9 protein-coding genes and 2 pseudogenes are annotated in these 17,885 nt (G+C 73.0%); 4 read left to right on the forward strand and 7 right to left on the reverse strand.

What is annotated here, in order from left to right:
* Positions 1-284 precede the first annotated feature (284 nt).
* Entirely contained in the window at positions 285-3,788 is a 3,504-nt protein-coding gene (locus Sm713_RS17635; RefSeq protein ID WP_249416347.1) for a BTAD domain-containing putative transcriptional regulator, read from the forward strand.
* 103 nt (positions 3,789-3,891) lie between these two features.
* Here Sm713_RS17635 and Sm713_RS17640 read toward each other — a convergent pair whose 3' ends face one another.
* The 4 genes and pseudogenes from Sm713_RS17640 to Sm713_RS17655 form a co-directional block, all read right to left on the reverse strand.
* Positions 3,892-4,707: an ABC transporter permease gene (locus Sm713_RS17640; RefSeq protein WP_212910558.1), complete on the reverse strand. Its 816-nt coding sequence runs from the start codon at positions 4,705-4,707 to the stop codon at positions 3,892-3,894.
* On the reverse strand, positions 4,704-5,723 hold the full coding sequence (locus Sm713_RS17645; protein ID WP_212910559.1) for an ATP-binding cassette domain-containing protein: 1,020 nt from the start codon (positions 5,721-5,723) through the stop codon (positions 4,704-4,706). Before Sm713_RS17645 ends, Sm713_RS17640 begins: the two co-directional genes overlap by 4 nt.
* A gap of 416 nt (positions 5,724-6,139) precedes the next feature.
* Positions 6,140-7,074: pseudogene (locus Sm713_RS17650) on the reverse strand (endonuclease/exonuclease/phosphatase family protein); the annotation flags it as partial.
* 502 nt (positions 7,075-7,576) lie between these two features.
* Positions 7,577-7,924: pseudogene (locus Sm713_RS17655) on the reverse strand (MFS transporter); the annotation flags it as partial.
* Positions 7,925-8,254: 330 nt separating this feature from the next.
* Between Sm713_RS17655 and panB the strand changes: the two are divergent.
* The gene (panB, locus tag Sm713_RS17660) at positions 8,255-9,139 is read left to right on the forward strand and encodes a 3-methyl-2-oxobutanoate hydroxymethyltransferase (protein ID WP_212910561.1); all 885 of its coding nucleotides are present in this window, start codon (positions 8,255-8,257) and stop codon (positions 9,137-9,139) included.
* A gap of 130 nt (positions 9,140-9,269) precedes the next feature.
* Here panB and Sm713_RS17665 read toward each other — a convergent pair whose 3' ends face one another.
* Complete coding sequence (locus tag Sm713_RS17665) at positions 9,270-10,259, reverse strand: AraC family transcriptional regulator (protein ID WP_249416348.1); 990 nt, start codon at positions 10,257-10,259, stop codon at positions 9,270-9,272.
* Positions 10,260-10,421: 162 nt separating this feature from the next.
* Here Sm713_RS17665 and Sm713_RS17670 point away from each other — a divergent pair, with 162 nt between their 5' ends.
* On the forward strand, positions 10,422-11,504 hold the full coding sequence (locus Sm713_RS17670; protein ID WP_212910563.1) for an aldo/keto reductase: 1,083 nt from the start codon (positions 10,422-10,424) through the stop codon (positions 11,502-11,504).
* A gap of 417 nt (positions 11,505-11,921) precedes the next feature.
* On the opposite strand, the gene Sm713_RS17675 is transcribed toward Sm713_RS17670, so the two are convergent.
* Complete coding sequence (locus Sm713_RS17675; protein ID WP_212910564.1) at positions 11,922-13,676, reverse strand: NAD+ synthase; 1,755 nt, start codon at positions 13,674-13,676, stop codon at positions 11,922-11,924.
* Positions 13,677-13,799: 123 nt separating this feature from the next.
* On the reverse strand, positions 13,800-15,773 hold the full coding sequence (locus tag Sm713_RS17680) for a protease pro-enzyme activation domain-containing protein (protein WP_212910565.1): 1,974 nt from the start codon (positions 15,771-15,773) through the stop codon (positions 13,800-13,802).
* 634 nt (positions 15,774-16,407) lie between these two features.
* Between Sm713_RS17680 and glnA the strand changes: the two genes are divergently transcribed.
* Positions 16,408-17,769, forward strand: coding sequence for a type I glutamate--ammonia ligase (gene glnA / locus Sm713_RS17685; protein ID WP_212910566.1), 1,362 nt, complete (start codon positions 16,408-16,410; stop codon positions 17,767-17,769).
* Positions 17,770-17,885: the final 116 nt, after the last annotated feature.

The following is a 17,885-nucleotide window of genomic DNA, read 5'->3' on the forward strand; positions in this document are numbered from 1 at the left end:
GGGGAGGGGCATGAGAGGCGGCGCGGATTCGCGGCGTCGGGACGGTGTCCGAAGCTACAGGTATCGGCCGGCGGCGGAACGAGGTGCCCGCCGTAGCGGAAACGTCCCGCGGCACGATGACGGTTCCGGGCGGCGCTCGGGGGCGTGCCGGTTTCCGGTCGCGGGCCGTCCGTGATGGTCTCGGGACCGAGGCGGGCGGGGCGCGGCGGCGGACGGCGCCGTCCGGCACGGACAGGGGGAGGGCAGTGACGAAGACCACAGCGGGGACCGGCGACAATGGGCCCGTGCGCTACCGCATTCTCGGCACCACCCAGGCCTTGCACCCGGACGGCACGGCCGCTCCGGTCGGCGGGGCGCGCCTGCGTGCCCTGCTCACCGTGCTCGCACTGCGGCCGGGGCGCACCGTGCCCGCGTCCGTCCTCGTGGACGAGGTGTGGGCGGGGGACCGGCCGCCCGCCGACGCCACCGGGGCGCTCCAGGCCCTCGTGGGCAGGCTGCGCAAGGCGATCGGCGCGACGGCGCTGGCCTCGGCCGAAGGCGGCTACCGGCTCTGCGCGAGCCCCGACGACGTCGACGCCTACCGCTTCGAGCGGCTGGCCGCGGAGGGCGCCAGGGCGCTGGCCGACGGCGACGCGCGGAAGGCCGCCGCCGTGCTCGACGACGCCCTCGCGCTCTGGCACGGACCCGCGCTGGCCGACCTGCCCGAGGGCACCTCCGAGGCGTCCCGCTGGGAGACCCGCCGCCATGACGCCCGCAGGGCCCGCCTGACGGCGGCCCTCGCCCTCGGCCGGGCCGAGGAGGCCCTGCCCGAGCTGACCGCCCTGTGCGACGCGCACCCGCTCGACGAGCCGTTGCAGGCGCTCAGGCTGCGCGCCCTGCGCGACGCGGGCCGGCCCGCCGAGGCGCTGGCCGCCTACGAGGACGTGCGCCGCACCCTGTCCGCCCGCCTGGGCACCGACCCGGGCCCCGCGCTCCGGCAACTCCACGCCGAACTGCTCCAGCCGGTGGCCGGCCCGCGGGACCACGTGCCGGCCCCCGCACACGCTCCGGGCGCCCGAGTAACGGCTCCGACGGCTCACTCTCCGGCGCCGACCGCCGCAGCCACGGCCCCCACCGCCGTCCCCGCCGCGGCCTCCGCCCTCCTCCCGCCCACCGCCCCCGCGGCCACCGGCCCCGAGCCCGTCCCGCCGCCCCGGAGCGACGAGCCGGCCGCTTCGCCAGGAGCCACGGCCGCCGCGGCTCCGGGCGCCGGGCCCGGCCTGCCGCCCGCCCCGGGTCCCGGCAACCTCCGTGCGCGTCTGACCTCCTTCGTCGGCCGCGAAAAGGACATCGGGGCGATCCGGGCTGAGCTCGGCCGCACCCGGTTGATCACGCTGCTGGGACCCGGCGGCGCCGGCAAGACGCGGCTGTCGCAGGAGGCCGCCGAGGGGATCGCCGGCGCCCTCCCGGACGGCGTCTGGCTGGCGGAACTGGCACCCGTGGAGCACACCGCCGACCCCGAGGCCGTGACGGAGGCCGTGGTCACCGCGCTCGGCGCCCGCGAGACCGTGCTCCGCGGCGCCGGTGCCGAGGAGCTGCGGGCGGCCTCGGAGCGGCACGGCGACGACGCGTTCGTGCGGCTCGCCGAGCACTGCGCCCCGCGCCGGATGCTGCTCATCCTGGACAACTGCGAGCACGTCGTGGAGGCCGCGGCCCGGCTGGTCGCGCAGCTGCTGGAGCGCTGCCCGGGGCTGACGGTGCTCGCCACCAGCCGTGCGCCGCTGGGCGTGCCGGGGGAGCGGCTCTTCCCGGTGGAGCCGCTGCCGGAGCCGGTGGCGGTCCGGCTGATGGCGGAGCGGGGCGCGGCGGCGCGGCCCGGCTTCCGGGTCGCGGACGACCCCGACGCGGTGGCCGAGATCTGCCGCCGCCTGGACGGCCTGCCGCTGGCGATCGAGCTGGCCGCCGCGCGGCTGAGGCTCCTCAGCCCCCGGCAGATCGCGGACCGCCTCGACGACCGCTTCAAGCTGCTCACCAGCGGCGCCCGCACCGTGCTGCCCCGCCAGCAGACCCTGCGCGCGGTGGTCGACTGGTCCTGGGGCCTGCTGGACGGGGCCGAGCGCGCCGTGCTGCGCCGGCTCGCCGTCTTCGCGGGCGGATGCGACCTGGTCGCCGCCGAGGCGGTCTGCGGCCCCGACGCCCTGGAGGCGCTGGGCTCCCTCGTCGACAAGTCGCTGGTCGTGGCGGCCCCCGCGCAGGACGGGGCCATGCGCTACCGGCTGCTGGAGACCGTCGCCGAGTACGCCGCGGAGCGCCTGGAGGAGGCGGGCGACAGGGCCGCCGCCGAGCGCGCCCACCTCGTGCACTTCCGCGAACTGGCCCGCACCACCGACCCGTTGCTACGCGGCTCCGGCCAGATGGCCGCGATCCGGGCGCTCACCGACGACTACGAGAACCTCCGCACCGCCCTGCGCACCACCGTCGCGGCCCGGGACGAGCAGGAGGCGCTCTGCCTGGTGCTGTCGCTCTGCTGGTACTGGCAGATACAGGACCTGCGGCACGAGGCCCGGAACTGGTCCCTGGCCGTGATCGGCCTCGGGCCCGACCCGTTCGCCGAGCCGGCCGAGCCCGCCCCGCCGGTCGCCGAACGGTGCACCGACGCCCCGCCGCCGATGTCCGGCGAGGTCCTCCAGGAGGCCCGGCGCGAGGCGCACCTGATCCACATGGCCTGTATGGACATGGAGATGCAGAGCTGGCAGACGCCCGAGGCGAGGGCGAAGCTGAGTGCCATCGGAAAGGTGTACCGACCCGGACTCCCGCAGGTGTGCCGCCCGCCCGGCAGTCTCTGGTTCTACGCGGTGATCCTCACCAAGGACGTGGAGAAGCTGCACCAGGTGCTCGACGAGATGGTCCGCACCTGCCGCGATCTCGGCTACCGGTGGGAGCTGGCGATGGCCCTCCAGATGCGGGCCAACCTGCGGGCCAACCGCGGCGACCTGGCCGGCGTCGCCTCCCGCGACGCCGACGAGGCGCTGGCCGTCTTCGCCGATCTCGGCGACTCCTGGGGCACGGCCGAGGCGCTCTCCGCGCGTGCGGAGGCCCGGGAGCGCATCGGCGACTTCGCCGGCGCCGTCGAGGACTACCAGGCGGCGAAGTCCCGCACGGAGCAGCTCGGCGCCCGCTCGCAGAGCCTGGTGCTCGACGTGCGGATCGCCAACGCGCTGATCGAGCTGGGCGAGGAGGACCGCGGCGAGGAACTGCTGCGGGGGGTGGCCGACCTCGGCCACCACGGGGGGCGCGACGCGCTACCGGCGGCGCGGCTCTTCCTCGCCACGCTGCTGGGCCGCACCGGCCGGGTCGCCGAGGCACGCGAGCTGATGCGGCTGCTGCGCGAGAGCTTCGGCATCACGGGGATGGTGGTCTTCGACGGGCTGATGGCGGCCATCCATGCCTGGCTGGAGATGCAGGACGGCAACTACGCGGAGGGCCTGCGCATCACCCGGCAGACCATCGACCGCTGCCTCGACCCGCTGTCGCTCATGGTGGCGCCGCAGATGCCCTCGGCCTTCCTGACCAACGGCGCCGTCGCACTCTCGGAGCTGGACGGCGGTGCCCGCGCCCGGGACGCCGCCCGGCTGCTGGGTGCCGCCGGCCGGCAGCTGCCGCCCGGTCACCGGCCGTCCGCGCTGGAGCGGGAGGCCACGGCACGGGTCGAGACCGGGGTGCGCGCCCTGCTCGGTGACGAGGAGTACGAGGCGGCGTACGCCGAGGGCGGCGGCCTCTCGCTGGAGGAGGCCACCGCCCTGCTCTGAGTTCCGCCGGGGGACGCTGAGGGCGCCGGCCGTGCCGGTGCCCCGGCCAGGGCCCCGGCGGCCGGGGCGGCGACGGGCCGCGCGGGTGCCGGACACGGCGGCGTCAGCTCTTGGTGCGGAACTTGTGGATGGCGATCGGCGCCGCCACCACCGTGATGACCACCGACCAGATCAGGGTCACCAGCACGTCGTGGCCGACGGGCGCGCCGCTGTTCATCAGGCCCCGCGCGGCGTCGGCCAGCGACGACAGCGGGTTGTAGTCGGTGAACGCCTGGAGCCAGCCCGGCATGGACGCCGTCGGCGCGAAGATCGAGGAACCGAACTGGAGAGGCATCAGGACGAGGAATCCCATTCCCTGGATGGCCTGGGCGTTCTTCATCACCACGCCCATGGTGAGGAAGATCCACATGATGGAGGAGCCGAAGACCAGGGCGAGGCCGATCGCCGCGAACAGCCCCGGCACGCTGGAGACCGAGAGTCCCAGGATGAAGCCGACGGCCAGCAGGATGGCCGTGGCCACCAGCATCCGGCCGATCTCGACGACGATCTTGGCGATCAGCACCGAGGAGCGGGCGATCGGCAGCGACCGGAAGCGGTCCATCACACCGGTCTGGAAGTCCTGGTTGAAGCCGGTGCCCACGCCCATGGCGAGGTTCATGCCCATCATGGCCATCAGGCCCGGCACCACGTATCTGACGTACTCGTCCTGGTTGCCCTTGCCGGCGATCGCGCCGCCGAAGACGAAGACGAAGAGGAGCGTGAAGACGATCGGCATGAGCACGGCGTCGAACATCGACTCCGGGTCCTGCCGGATCCACAGCAGGTTCCGGCGGACCAGGGCGCCGGTGTGGCGCAGGTGGGCGCGGAGCCCGATGCGGCCCTCGGGCTGGGCGGGGGAGGTGAGCACTGCGGTGGTCATACGGCGGCCTCCAGAAGGGCGGGCGCGGGGTCCTCGGCCACGGTGGCCTTGTGACCGGTGAGGGAGAGGAACACCTCGTCCAGGGTGGGGAGTTCGGTGTTGATCGAGGCCAGCGCGATGCCCCGTTCGGAGAGCGAGCCGACGACGGCGGTGAGCTGGTCGTCGCTGAGGATCGGCACGAGCACCGTGCCCGTGTCGGTGTCCACGGTGGCCCGGCCGGGGCCGGTCAGACCGAACTCGTCCAGCTCCTGGGCCATCGGGCGCAGCTGGAGCGGGTCGGCGGGCCTGATCCGCAGGGTGCGGCCGCCCACCTTGGCCTTGAGGTCGTCGATCCGGCCGCCGGCGACGACCCGGCCGCGGTCCATCACGGCGAGCTCGCCGGCCAGTTGCTCGGCCTCCTCCATGTACTGGGTGGTGAGCAGCACGGTGACGCCGGTGCCGACCATCCGCTTCACCTCCGCCCAGACCTCGTTCCGGGTGCGCGGGTCGAGGCCGGTGGTGGGCTCGTCCAGGTAGAGCACCGCGGGCCGGCCGATCATGGAGGCGGCCAGGTCGAGACGGCGGCGCATGCCGCCGGAGTAGGTCCCCGCGGGGCGCTTGGCGGCCTCGGTGAGGGAGAAGCGCTCCAGCAGCTCCTCCGCGCGCTGCCGGGCCGCGGCCCGGGACAGGTCGAGCAGGCGGCCGATCATGTAGAGGTTCTCGCGGCCGGAGAGCTTCTCGTCCACCGAGGCGTACTGGCCGGTGAGGCCGATCACCCGGCGGAGCCGGCGGGGCTGGTGCACGGCGTCGAGGCCGGCGACGGTGGCGGTGCCGGCGTCCGGCACGATCAGGGTGGACAGGACGCGTACGAGGGTGGTCTTGCCGGCGCCGTTCGGGCCGAGCACGCCGAGGACGGTGCCCTCGGCGACGTCCAGGTCCACGCCGTCCAGGGCCTTGGTCTCGCCGTAGTGCTTGACCAGCCCCCGCACGGTGATGACGGCGTTGCGGCCGCCCGGGCTTGTGTCGTTGGGTGTCATGCGGTCAAGGTGCCATCCGGCGCCGACAGAACACCTACATCGCACCGACAGGCGGTGCGGGTTGCCGACAGTTCGCCTATGGCCTGCGGCCTGCCGGCGACGGAGGGTGGTTCGGGTCGGTGGTTCGGTGCGGGTTTCGTGGTGGTTCTTTGCGCCCACGCGGCGGAGCGGCATCTGGACACAGCTCCGCGCCCCTTTGCGGGTTGTGCCCCGGTCTGTGGTTCGTTCGCCGCGGGTTTCGTCGTGGTTGCTCGCGCAGTTCCCCGCGCCCCTGATCAGGCGCTTCGCGCCCCTTTTACGCGTCGTGCCCGAGGCTGTGGTTCGTTCGCCGCGGGTTTCGTCGTGGCTGTTCGCGCAGTTCCCCGCGCCCCTTTGCAGGCGCTTCGCGCCTCTCTTGAGGGCGCCGGGCGCCGGGCTCAGAGCTCCAGCGTCGCCGCGATGGGCAAGTGGTCGCTGGGCGTGCGGGGGAGGGTCCAGGAGCGGACCGGGGTGACGTCCTTGACCATGATCTGGTCGATCCGGGCCATCGGGAACGACGACGGCCAGCTGAAGCCGAAGCCGTCCCCGGCGGCGCCCTGGGTGGAGCGCATCTGGGCGGTCACGCCCGTCAGGGCCCGGTCGTTCATGGTGCCGTTGAGGTCCCCGAGCAGCACCACCCGTTTCAGCGGCTCGTGGGCGATGGCCTCGCCGAGCGCGTTCGCGCTCTGGTCCCGCTCGCTCGCGGTGAAACCGGAGTTCACCTTGACCCGCACCGACGGCAGGTGGGCCACGTAGACGGCGACCGGCCCCGCGGGCGAGGCGATGGTCGTGCGCAGTGCCCGCGTCCAGCCGAGCTTGATGTCCACCGGCTCGGTGCCGCTCAGCGGGTACTTGCTCCACAGCGCGACGGTGCCCTGCACGACGTGGTGCGGGTACGTCCGGGAGAGCGCCTTCTCGTACACCGGAAGGGCGGTCGTCGTCAGCTCCTCCAGGGCCACCACGTCCGCACCGGAGGCGGCCACGTCGCGGGCGGTGCCGGACGGGTCGGGGTTGCCGGCGTTGACGTTGTGCGTGGCCACCGTCAGATCGCCGCCGGTACCGGTCCGGTGGGGGAGCAGGCCGCCGAACAGGTGGAGCCACACCGCCACCGGCAGCGCCAGCGCGATCAGCGCGGTCACCGACCTGCGGACGAGCGCGCCGGCGAGCAGCAGCAGCACGATGAGGCCGAACCACGGCAGGAACGTCTCCGTGAGGCTGCCGAAGTTGCCGATGGTGTTGGGGATGCGCGAGTGCAGCAGCATCACCAGCGCGAGGACCACCGCCAGCGCGGCGAGGACCAGCCCGCGGCGCCACATGCCGGCCGGGCCGCCGAGTCGCCAGCCGCCGGCCACGCGCCGGATGCGTGACCCGTGCCGTCCGTCCGCCGCTTCTCTGCCCGTCTCCGTCACGTACGCCCGCGCCATTCCCTCGCCTCACTACCTGCTTGCAGACCATCCTGCTTCCACGACCCTAGGCGATCACCGGGGCCGCTTCCGCCCTGTGGTGCCCATCGCCGGGGTCCTGTTCCGGACCGTTTCGCCCACCCCGTCCCGCGCGCCATGTCCCGCCCGGGGCAGCGGTGTCGGGCACGGGAGGCAAACGTCCGTACGGGATCCAGGACGAGCCCGCCCCAGGACGGGGTTCCGGGGCGGGCTCGGACGGATGGTCCGTGACGCGACGCGCACCGGTCCCGCACGGGACCGAGACGCTCCGAGCGCGCTCCTCCGGGCGGGTGAGACGAGGGGCCGGCGCGGCCGGGCGGCGCCGCGGCGGACGCGGCGGCGTCCGGTCCCGCCGTGCGCCTGGCCCCGCCCGGTCGGCGTCCCACCGGGTCCTCACTGCTCCGCGGTGACGGGTTCCGGCGCGGGCCGGCCGCCGGGGCTCGCGGTGCCCCGGCGGGGCAGGAAGAGCGCGGTGACCAGGGCGCCGAGCAGTGCCACGCCCGCCCCGCACATCGCCGTGGTGTGCATGGCGTGCAGGAACGAGTCGTCCGCGGGGCCGACCAGCGCCCTGCCGCGCGGCCCGAGGGCCGCGGCGGCGCCGAGCGTCGCCTCGATGGGCTCGCCCGCCGCGTGCCGCATCCCGGCCGGCAGCACGGTGAGCCTGCCGTCGATGCCCGACCGGTAGACGGTGGACAGCACCGAGCCCAGCACCGCGATGCCGAGGGCCCCGCCGACCTGGCGGACGGCCAGGATCGCCCAGCGCCGCCGGTGCACGGCTTCCGGTATGCCAGGGGCGGCACCGGAAGGAGCAGGACCGGAAGGAGTCGTCATGCGGTCAGATTATGGACTTTCGCGACCGGCTCCGTTCTGTTTTCGGCGCTTTTCCGGCTTGTGCCGGCGGGCTTCGGCCCACCGGTGGATCAGGGTCGTTCGGCCCGTGAGCCGGATGTGACACGTGTCCCTCCGTGGGACGGGGCCGGGGTCTGGTCGGCCGTCGGCACGAGGTGCCACCATGGTGGTGGTCCGGAGACGCCGAAAGGGCGCTTCGAGATGACAGAAGGAGCAGTTGCGATGACGCAGAATCCGGCTGCCCAGAAGCCCGGCCCGGTCGACGGGCCGAAGTCCGACAGCAGCAAGGCGCTGTACGGCGGCAAGGGCACACGCCGTATCACCGTGCGCGACATCACCACGGCCAAGGAGCGCGGCGAGAAGTGGCCGATGCTCACCGCCTACGACGCGATGACCGCGTCCGTCTTCGACGAGGCCGGCATCCCGGTCATGCTCGTCGGCGACTCGATGGGCAACTGCCACCTCGGCTACGAGACGACCGTCCCGGTCACCCTCGACGAGATGACCATGCTCTCGGCCGCCGTGGTGCGCGGCACCAGCCGCGCCATGATCGTCGCCGACCTGCCCTTCGGCACCTACCAGGAGGGGCCGACGCAGGCCCTGCGCAGCGCCATGCGGCTGGTGAAGGAGGCCGGCGTGGGCGCCGTGAAGCTGGAGGGCGGCGAGCGCTCGCACCGCCAGATCGAGCTGCTGGTCGAGTCCGGCATCCCGGTCATGGCACACGTCGGGCTGACCCCCCAGTCCGTCAACACCATGGGCTACCGCGTGCAGGGCCGCGGCGAGGAAGCGGCGCAGCAACTGCTCCGGGACGCCAAGGCCGTACAGGACGCGGGCGCGTTCGCGGTCGTGCTGGAGCTGGTGCCGGCCGAGCTGGCGGCCGAGGTGACCCGCGTGCTGCACATTCCCACGGTGGGCATCGGGGCCGGGGCCGAGTGCGACGCGCAGGTCCTGGTATGGACCGACATGCTCGGCCTGACGCCCGGGAAGATGCCGCGGTTCGTGAAGCAGTACGCGGATCTGCGGGGTGTCATGTCGAACGCGGCCCAGGCCTTCGCCGAGGATGTGGTGGGTGGGGCGTTCCCGGCGGAGGAACACGCCGTGCACTGACGCACCGCCCTTCCGGCAAGCCACTGCGGTACCACGGCAGCCCGTCGATCTTCCCCCGTCGGCGGGCTGCCGCCGTCTCGGCTCTCCGGGCGCCGTTCGCGGCCGCGGCGCGTGCGGCCGTGCCCACGGCTCAGGGCAGCCGCCGGACGGTGCCCGCTCCCCACGGCCCTGAGGGCGCCGGAGACGCCTCCAGGCCCGCGGCGCGCAGGCGGGCGGCGTCGCGGCCCGGCGGGGCGCCGAACAGGCGGCGGTACTCGCGGGTGAACTGCGACGGGTTGTCGTATCCGACGAGGTGCCCGACACCGGCGACGTCGTCCGCCCGGGCGACGAGGAGCGAGCGGGCCTCCTGGAGGCGGATCTGCTTGACGAACTGCAACGGGCTCAGGGTGGTGACGGCCCGGAAGTGCCGGTGGAACGCCGACGTGCTCATCGCCGCGAGGGAGGCGAGGTCCTCGATGCGCACCGGCTCGGCGTAGTTCTCGCGGATCCACCCGATGGCCCGGCTGACGTGGGTCAGATTGCTGTCGGCCAGGCCGATCTGGCGGACCATGCCGCCGTACGGTCCCGTGAGCAGCCGCCAGAGGATCTCGCGCTCGATCATCGGCGCCAGCACGGGGGCGTCGGCGGGGTGGTCGAGCAGCCGCACCAAGCGGGTCACGGCGTCGAGCAGGTCGGGCTCGGCCTGCCCGGTGGCGATCGCGGGCAGCCCGGTGGCCGGGCGTGACGCTCCCGCGGCCCGGTCCGGGGGCGCCTGGAGCAGCAGCGGGGCGATGGCGGCCGGGCGCAGCACGAGGCCCAGGCCCAGCGCCGGGTGCTCGGGGGCGGCGCCGACGAAGTTGCCGGTGACCGGCAGGCCGGTGGTGACGACGAGGCACTGCCCCGCCCGGTACTCGTACGCCTGGGCGCCGAGCATCAGGTGCTTGGCCCCCTGGGCCATCACGACCAGCAGGGGATCGGTCAGTGAGTGGTCCGGCTCCGAGGTCTCCACCCTCGACAGGAGCAGGCCCTCGACGGGCGTCGTCAGGTCCGGGCGGGCATGCGCCGCGATCAGAGCGCGGAGCTCGCCGAGGAGCCGGTCGGCTGCGTGCCGGTCGGTGGTGTGCCGGTCCGTGGTGTCCACACACCTCACGGAAGCACTCGCGGGGCCTCTCCGGCAAGTCCGATCCGGGCGGGTGCGGCAGGATCGTGCAAGAGCCGGCGCGGATCGGCCTACCTCCCGGGGCCCCGCCCGCGTTTGCATGGCGGGGACGGCTACGGCACAGGACATCCGGAAGGCGGGCTCATGCCACTCGATCACTACGTCACCCTGGGCAGGTCGGGGCTGCGGGTCAGCCCGTTCGCCCTCGGCGCGATGACCTTCGGGGAGGACCCCGGGGGCGCCGGGTGCAGCGTGGCGGAGTCGGAGAAGATCCTCGGCACCTACCTGGACCAGGGCGGGAACTTCGTCGACACCGCCAACTTCTACACCAACGGCCACTCCGAGAGCATCCTCGGCGACTACTTCACCGCCCGCCCCGGACTGCGGGACCGCGTGGTGCTGGCGTCGAAGTTCTTCTTCAACCTCTTCCCCGGCGACCCCAACGGCGGCGGCGCCGGGCGCGGCTCGATCATCGCCCAGCTCCACGAGAGCCTGCGCCGGCTGCGCACCGACCACCTGGACCTGTACTGGCTGCACAACTGGGACCGCCACACGCCCGTGGAGGAGACCCTGCGCACCCTCGACGACCTCGTCACGGCCGGCAAGATCCGCTACGTGGGGTTCTCGAACACGCCCGCCTGGTTCACCGCCCAGGCCCAGACGACGGCGCTCCTGAAGGGCTGGACACCGCTGATCGCGCTCCAGGTCGAGTACTCGCTGCTAGCCCGCACCGTCGAGGGCGAGCTCGCGCCCCTCGCCCTCGACCAGGGCATGGCGCTGGTGCCGTGGAGCCCGCTGAAGAACGGCTTCCTGTCCGGCAAGTACCGGCGCGGTGCCGAGGTCGCCGACTCCGCCCGGACGGCGTTCGTCGGCGGACCGAACGAGGCGGAGTTCGCCGTCATCGAGGAGCTCGACGCGGTCGCCGGCGAGCTGGGCACCACCTCCGCGGCCGTGGCCCTCGCGTGGCTGCGCGCCCGGCCCGGCACGGTCGTGCCCATCCTCGGCGCGCGGCGCGTGGCGCACCTGGAGGGCAACCTCGCGGCGCTGGAGGTGACCCTCGGGCCCGAGCACCTGCGGCGGCTCGACGAGGTGTCGGCGCCGGAGCTGGACTATCCGGCGCCGATGCATGGTGCGCAGCGCGCGATGTTGCAGTTCGCCGGGGCGACGGTGGACGGGGTGGGGTCGGGCGTGTATCCACCGCTCCTCCAGAGCGACGTCCGGTACTGAGCCCGCCGGGGGCACGCCGCAATTCGCCTGCGGCGGGCCACCGGCGCCTACCCGTTGCGGTCCTTCGCCTGGCCACCGGTGGGTGGTGGTTGCTCGCGCGGTTCCCCGCGCCCCTTGAAGACTCGCCTGCGGCGGGCCATCGGCGTCTGCCCCTTGCGGTGCTTCGCCTGGCCACCGGTGGGTGCTGGTTGCTCGCGCAGTTCCCCGCGCCCCTATCGGGGCGCAGCCCCGCCCTATAAGGGGCGCGGGGAACTGCGCGACCAGCCACGACGTGCCTGAGGTGTGCCGCCGGGAGTAGCCCCCCGTGGTGGCGCGAAGCGCCCGAGAACAGGGGCGCGGGGAGCTGCGCGAAAAGCCCGAGCCGCGGCCTGGCCGACGCCGACCCCGGGGGCACCCCGGGCCGTTCCGGCTGGACCGCTACGCGGACTCTCGCCAGTGGCTGGTGATCGGCAGCCGCCGATCCTTCCCGAATCCCTTCGCGGAGATCTTCGTACCCGGCGGATACTGCCGCCGCTTGTACTCGGCCCGATCCACCATCCGCAGCGTCCGCTCCACCAGCTCCGCCTCGAACCCGGCCGCCACGATCTCGTCCGCCCCCCGGTCGTGGTCCACGTAGAGGTCCAGGATCGCGTCCAGCACGGGGTAGTCCGGCAGCGAGTCCGTGTCGACCTGCCCGGGCCGCAGCTCCGCGCTCGGCGGCTTGCTGATCGAGTTCTCCGGGATCGGCGGCGTCTGGCCCCGCTCCCGTGCCGCGCGGTTGCGCCACTCGGCCAGCCGGAACACCGCGGTCTTGTAGACGTCCTTGATCGGCCCGTACGCCCCCACCGCGTCGCCGTACAGCGTGGAGTAGCCGACGGCCAGCTCGGACTTGTTGCCGGGGGCCAGCACGATCTGGCCCTCCTGGTTGGAGATCGACATCAGGAGCGTGCCGCGCAGCCGCGCCTGGAGGTTCTCCTCGGCGAGACCGGACAGCTCCACCGACGACATGTACGCGTCGAACATCGGCTCGATCGAGACCGTGCGGAAGTCGAGCCCGGTCCGCCGCGCCAGCTCGGCCGCGTCGGCGCGCGAGTGCTCCGAGGAGTACTTCGACGGCATCGACACCCCGTACACGTGCTCCGCACCGAGCGCGTCGCAGGCGATGGCCGCGGTGAGCGCCGAGTCGATGCCGCCGGAGAGCCCGATCAGCACGGACCGGAAGCCGTTCTTCGCGACATACGCGCGCAGCCCGACCACCAGGGCCGAGTACACCTCCTCGTCGTCGTCGAGCCGCTCGGCGTACCCGCCGTCCAGCTCGGCCGGGTACGGCGGGAGGGGGTCGGCCGACAGCGTGACGTGGTCGATGCGCAGACCGTCGTCGACGACGCCCGACGGCGGCTCCGGGGCCGCGGCCGGCAGGTCCAGGTCGAGCACCACGCAGCCCTCCGCGAACTGCGGGGCACGGGCGATCACCGAGCCGTCGCGGTCCACGACGATCGAGTCGCCGTCGTAGACCAGCTCGTCCTGCCCGCCGATCATGGCCAGGTACGCCGTGGTGCAGCCGGCCTCCTGCGCACGCTTGCGTACCAGGTCGAGGCGGGTGTCGTCCTTCTTCTGCTCGTACGGCGATGCGTTGATGGAGAGCAGCAGGCCGGCCCCGGCACTCCTGGTGGCCGGCACCCTGCCGCCGTCCTGCCAGAGGTCCTCGCAGATCGCGAGCGCGACGTCGATGCCGTGCACGCGGACGACGGGCAGGGTGTCGCCGGGCACGAAGTAGCGGAACTCGTCGAAGACGCCGTAGTTCGGCAGGTGGTGCTTGGCGAAGGAGAGCGCCACCCGGCCGCGGTGCAGCACGGCGGCGGCGTTCCGCGGGGCCCCGGCCGGCTGTCCGTACCTCGGCTGGGCGCTCTCGCTGCGGTCCAGGTAGCCGACGACCACGGGCAGCTCTCCGAAGCCCTCGTCGGCCAGCCGTCCGGCCAGCGTGTGCAGGGTGTCACGCGACGCGTCCACGAAGGACGAGCGCAGCGCGAGGTCCTCCACGGGGTAGCCGGTCAGCGCCAGCTCGGGGAAGGCCACGAGGTGGGCTCCCTGCTCGGCGGAGTGCCGGGTCCAGCGGATGACCGCCTCGGCGTTCTGGGTGAGATCGCCGACGGTCGAGTCGATCTGATTCAGGGCGAGGCGAAGTTGAGGCACCCCCTCAGTGTAATCGTCAGAGCGACACGATGGGGTGCGGGTGTGGCCCGCCCCACGCCGGCCCCCGGTCCGTGGAGACGGATCCGGGCGCCGGCGCGGGACGCGGCCGCGGCCGTGCTCCGGTCAGTGGCCGTGGCCGGGCCGGGTGCCGTACGACTCCACGTAGCCGGGCGCGGGCGAGCCCACGCCGGTGACGTCGTCGTAGCCGGTCGACGCGATCAGCGAGCTGTCCTTGCCGAGGGTGCGCAGCGAGGTGAGCAGGCCCTCGGAGTCGTCGAAGCTGTTCGCGTAGTCGACCCGGACCACCGCAAGGCCCTCCGCGCCGTTCACGGGGTGGTCCGTGACGTCGTGGTACGCCTTCGAGCCGTAGCGGTCGTAGATCGCCGGGTTCGCGAACCCGAGCGGCCGCCCGCCGTGTGCCTGCTGGGCCAGCGCCTGGATGCCCGCGATGGTCGGCGCGGCCAGCGAGGTGCCGCCGATGCGGTACTCGCTGTACTGCTGGGACCCGTCGGGGAACGTCTGGGTCTGGCCGACCAGGAACCCGGTGTTGGGGTCCGCGATCGCCGAGATGTCCGGGACCGTGCGCATCGGCAGCGCGCCGCCGTTCGCCTTGGCGAGCGAGTCCGGCACGACGCCCTGCTGGTAGAACGGCTGCGCCACGTTCTTGCTGGTGCCGCCGCCGGCGCCGCCGTTGAACGCGCCGGGGACGTCCTTCCAGCTCTTGCCGTCGTCCGACAGGGCGGCCTTGCCGGTGCCCCAGCCGGTCTCCCACTTGTACGCGTCGCCCCGGCCCACGGCGAGCGAGGTGCCGCCCACCGAGGTGACCCAGGCGGAGCTGGCCGGCACGTCGACCTGCTTGGTGCCGGTGTGGGCGACCTCGTCGCCGTTGTCGCCCGAGGAGAAGTAGAAGCCGATGCCCTCGATCGCGCCCATCTGGAAGACCTGGTCGTAGGCCGCGGCGACGTCCGGCGTCTGGTTGGCCTCCAGGTCGCCCCAGGAGTTGGAGACGATGTCCGCGAGGTGGCTGTCGACGACCTTGCTGAGCGAGTCGAGCAGGTCGTCGTCGTAGCAGGACGCGGCCCCGACGTACACGACGTTCGAGGCCGGCGCGACCGCGTGCACGGCCTCGACGTCCAGCGACTCCTCGCCGTACCAGCCGGACGCGTCGCAGTCGTCGGCGGCGGTGTGCGTGTACGCGCCGGGCAGCACCTGGGTGAGCTGGCCGCCCTTGTAGCGCGCGTCGCCGTTCCGCTTGGCGTACTGGGCGGAGTCCTGCTCGATGGTGGGCGAGGCGTAGGCGTCGGTGATGGCCACCGTCACGCCCTTGCCGGTCCGGTTGCCCGCACCGTAGGCCGCGCGCAGCTGCTCGCCCGTGTACCCCTTGGTGGCGTACGGAGCGGTGCTGCCGTACGCCTCCGGCAGGGTGCTGGCCGGGTTGGAGCCGTAGTAGCTGGAGAACGGTCCCGCGTTGCGGAAGACCGCTCCCGGCGGGGGCAGTTCGTCCTTGTGGTCCGCCTTGTGGGGCGCGTTGTCCAGGCCGGTGACGGTGAGGACGGCGCCTTCGAGCGAGGCGGGCGCGGTGGGCGTCTGCTGCGGGGCGCGGTACGTCCCCGCGCCCTTGCGGTAGTTGTGGAGCTGGGTGCCGAACGCCTTCTCGGCGGCGGCCACGTCGCCGGACACCTCGACGTAGTGCCGGGTGGTCGCGGTGACGCTGAGCCCGGCGTCCTTCAGCCAGGACTTCACGGCACGTATCTGCTCCGCGGTGGCACCGAACCGTTCCTGCGCCTCCTTGGCGCTCAGGAACCTGCCGTACGAGGCGGAGTCCGGGTCGGAGACGGAACGAGCGTAGGCCGCGAGGCCCGCCGCGTCGCGTCCGGCCAGATAGACCCGGGCCTGCACCTTGTTCGAGTCGGCCGTGGAGCCCTGGTCGGACTTTCCGGTCGCCCAGAGCGGCTTGGCGCCCTTGAGCGCTTGCCGGGCGCCCGGGTTCTGGTCCGCGTGGGCCGCGGGTATGCCGAGCGCCAGGGCCCCGGTGAGCAACGGCAGGGTCGCCGCCAGACTGACACCGGCGCGCACGGCGGCGCGGTTGGATCTCATGGAACCCCCTGAGATGCGGTTCGATTCGTGTGACGCCAGAGGACGCACACGTAAGAGATCACTCTTGCCATGAACGGTTCACGTCAGGGGAACGGAAAGCCCAAGAAGAACCCAAGGAACGCTTTTCCGTGGTGATTTGATGGCCCGTACCACATATGGGGGGTTGTGTTTCGTCGCGCGGGTGCGCGCGCCGGCCTCGCACGGCCCCGGGCGCCGGTGCGGGACCGGGCGATGCGCCCGCTGCCGTGCGGGGCCGGTGCCCGGGGTGCCGTACCCGGCCCCCGGAGGGGTTCCAGGACGTCACTCCACGGGCACCCACCGTGCCCGCTCGCGGTGCATTCGCCCAGGTGGGAGGGTGGTTTGCAGCGGGCAGGCAGCCCGCCGCGCCGTCGGCTCGATCAAGAGTGCCGGAGTACCCCACAATGAGGGCAGAGGCAGGACGGGAAGCGGACGGGAGAGCGGTCGGTGCGGCACGAGCCGGATTGATACGAACCGACAGGAAGCAGACACAGCACGTTCAGGTGATCGCCTGCAATGCGCCCGAAACGGCGTGGTGGGATGCTCGAGCGCATCGATGTTCCCCATGGCGTCGTTGTACGCGGGCCTGACCAGCAAGGATGGGTGGAAGTCGACAATGGATAAGCAACAGGAATTCGTGCTCCGGACCCTGGAGGAGCGCGACATCCGGTTCGTACGCCTGTGGTTCACGGATGTACTGGGCTTCCTCAAGTCTGTCGCGGTCGCGCCCGCCGAGCTGGAGCAGGCCTTCGACGAGGGCATCGGCTTCGACGGCTCGGCGATCGAGGGCTTCGCGCGGGTCTACGAGTCCGACATGATCGCCAAGCCGGACCCGGGGACGTTCCAGGTGCTGCCCTGGCGGGCCGAGGCCCCCGGCACCGCCCGGATGTTCTGCGACATCCTCATGCCCGACCGCTCCCCGTCCTTCGCTGACCCCCGCTACGTGCTCAAGCGGGCCCTGGCCAAGACCTCCGACCTCGGGTTCACCTTCTACACCCATCCCGAGATCGAGTTCTTCCTGCTGAAGGAGAAGCCGGTCGACGGCTCCCGGCCCACGCCGGCCGACTCCTCCGGCTACTTCGACCACACCCCGCAGAACGTCGGCATGGACTTCCGCCGCCAGGCGATCACGATGCTGGAGTCCATGGGCATCTCGGTGGAGTTCTCCCACCACGAGGGCGCCCCCGGCCAGCAGGAGATCGACCTGCGCTACGCCGACGCGCTCTCCACCGCCGACAACATCATGACGTTCCGCCTGGTCATGAAGCAGGTCGCGCTGGAGCAGGGGGTGCAGGCCACCTTCATGCCGAAGCCGTTCTCGGAGTACCCCGGCTCCGGCATGCACACCCACCTCTCCCTCTTCGAGGGCGACCGCAACGCGTTCTACGAGTCCGGCGCGGAGTACCAGCTCTCCAAGGTGGGCCGCTCCTTCATCGCGGGCCTGCTGCGGCACGCCGCGGAGATCTCCGCGGTCACCAACCAGTGGGTGAACTCCTACAAGCGCATCTGGGGCGGCGCGGAGCGGCCCGCGGGCGCGGGCGGCGAGGCGCCCTCGTACATCTGCTGGGGCCACAACAACCGCTCGGCCCTCATCCGGGTGCCGATGTACAAGCCCGGCAAGACGGGCTCGGCCCGGGTGGAGGTCCGCTCGCTGGACAGCGGCTGCAACCCGTACCTCTCCTACGCCCTGCTGCTCGCCGCGGGCCTCAAGGGCATCGAGGAGAACTACGAGCTCGGCCCCGGCGCGGACGACGACGTCTGGGCGCTCACCGACGCGGAGCGGCGCGCCATGGGCATCGAGCCGCTGCCGCAGAACCTCGGCGAGGCGATCTCCCTCATGGAGCACAGCGAACTGGTCGCCGAGACGCTCGGCGAGCACGTCTTCGGGTTCTTCCTCCGCAACAAGAAGCAGGAGTGGGAGGAGTACCGCTCCGAGGTGACGGCGTTCGAGCTCCGCAAGAGCCTGCCGGTGCTGTAGGCGCGCTTTGCACTCGGGACGGTCCGAGAGCCGCCAGAGGGGGGCGCCCCGGGGGACTTCCTGCCTCCCCAGCCCCGGCCGGGACGAACGTGCGGCAACGCCGCCGGAACGTGCGG

Source organism: Streptomyces sp. TS71-3 (assembly GCF_018327685.1).
Taxonomy (GTDB): domain Bacteria; phylum Actinomycetota; class Actinomycetes; order Streptomycetales; family Streptomycetaceae; genus Streptomyces.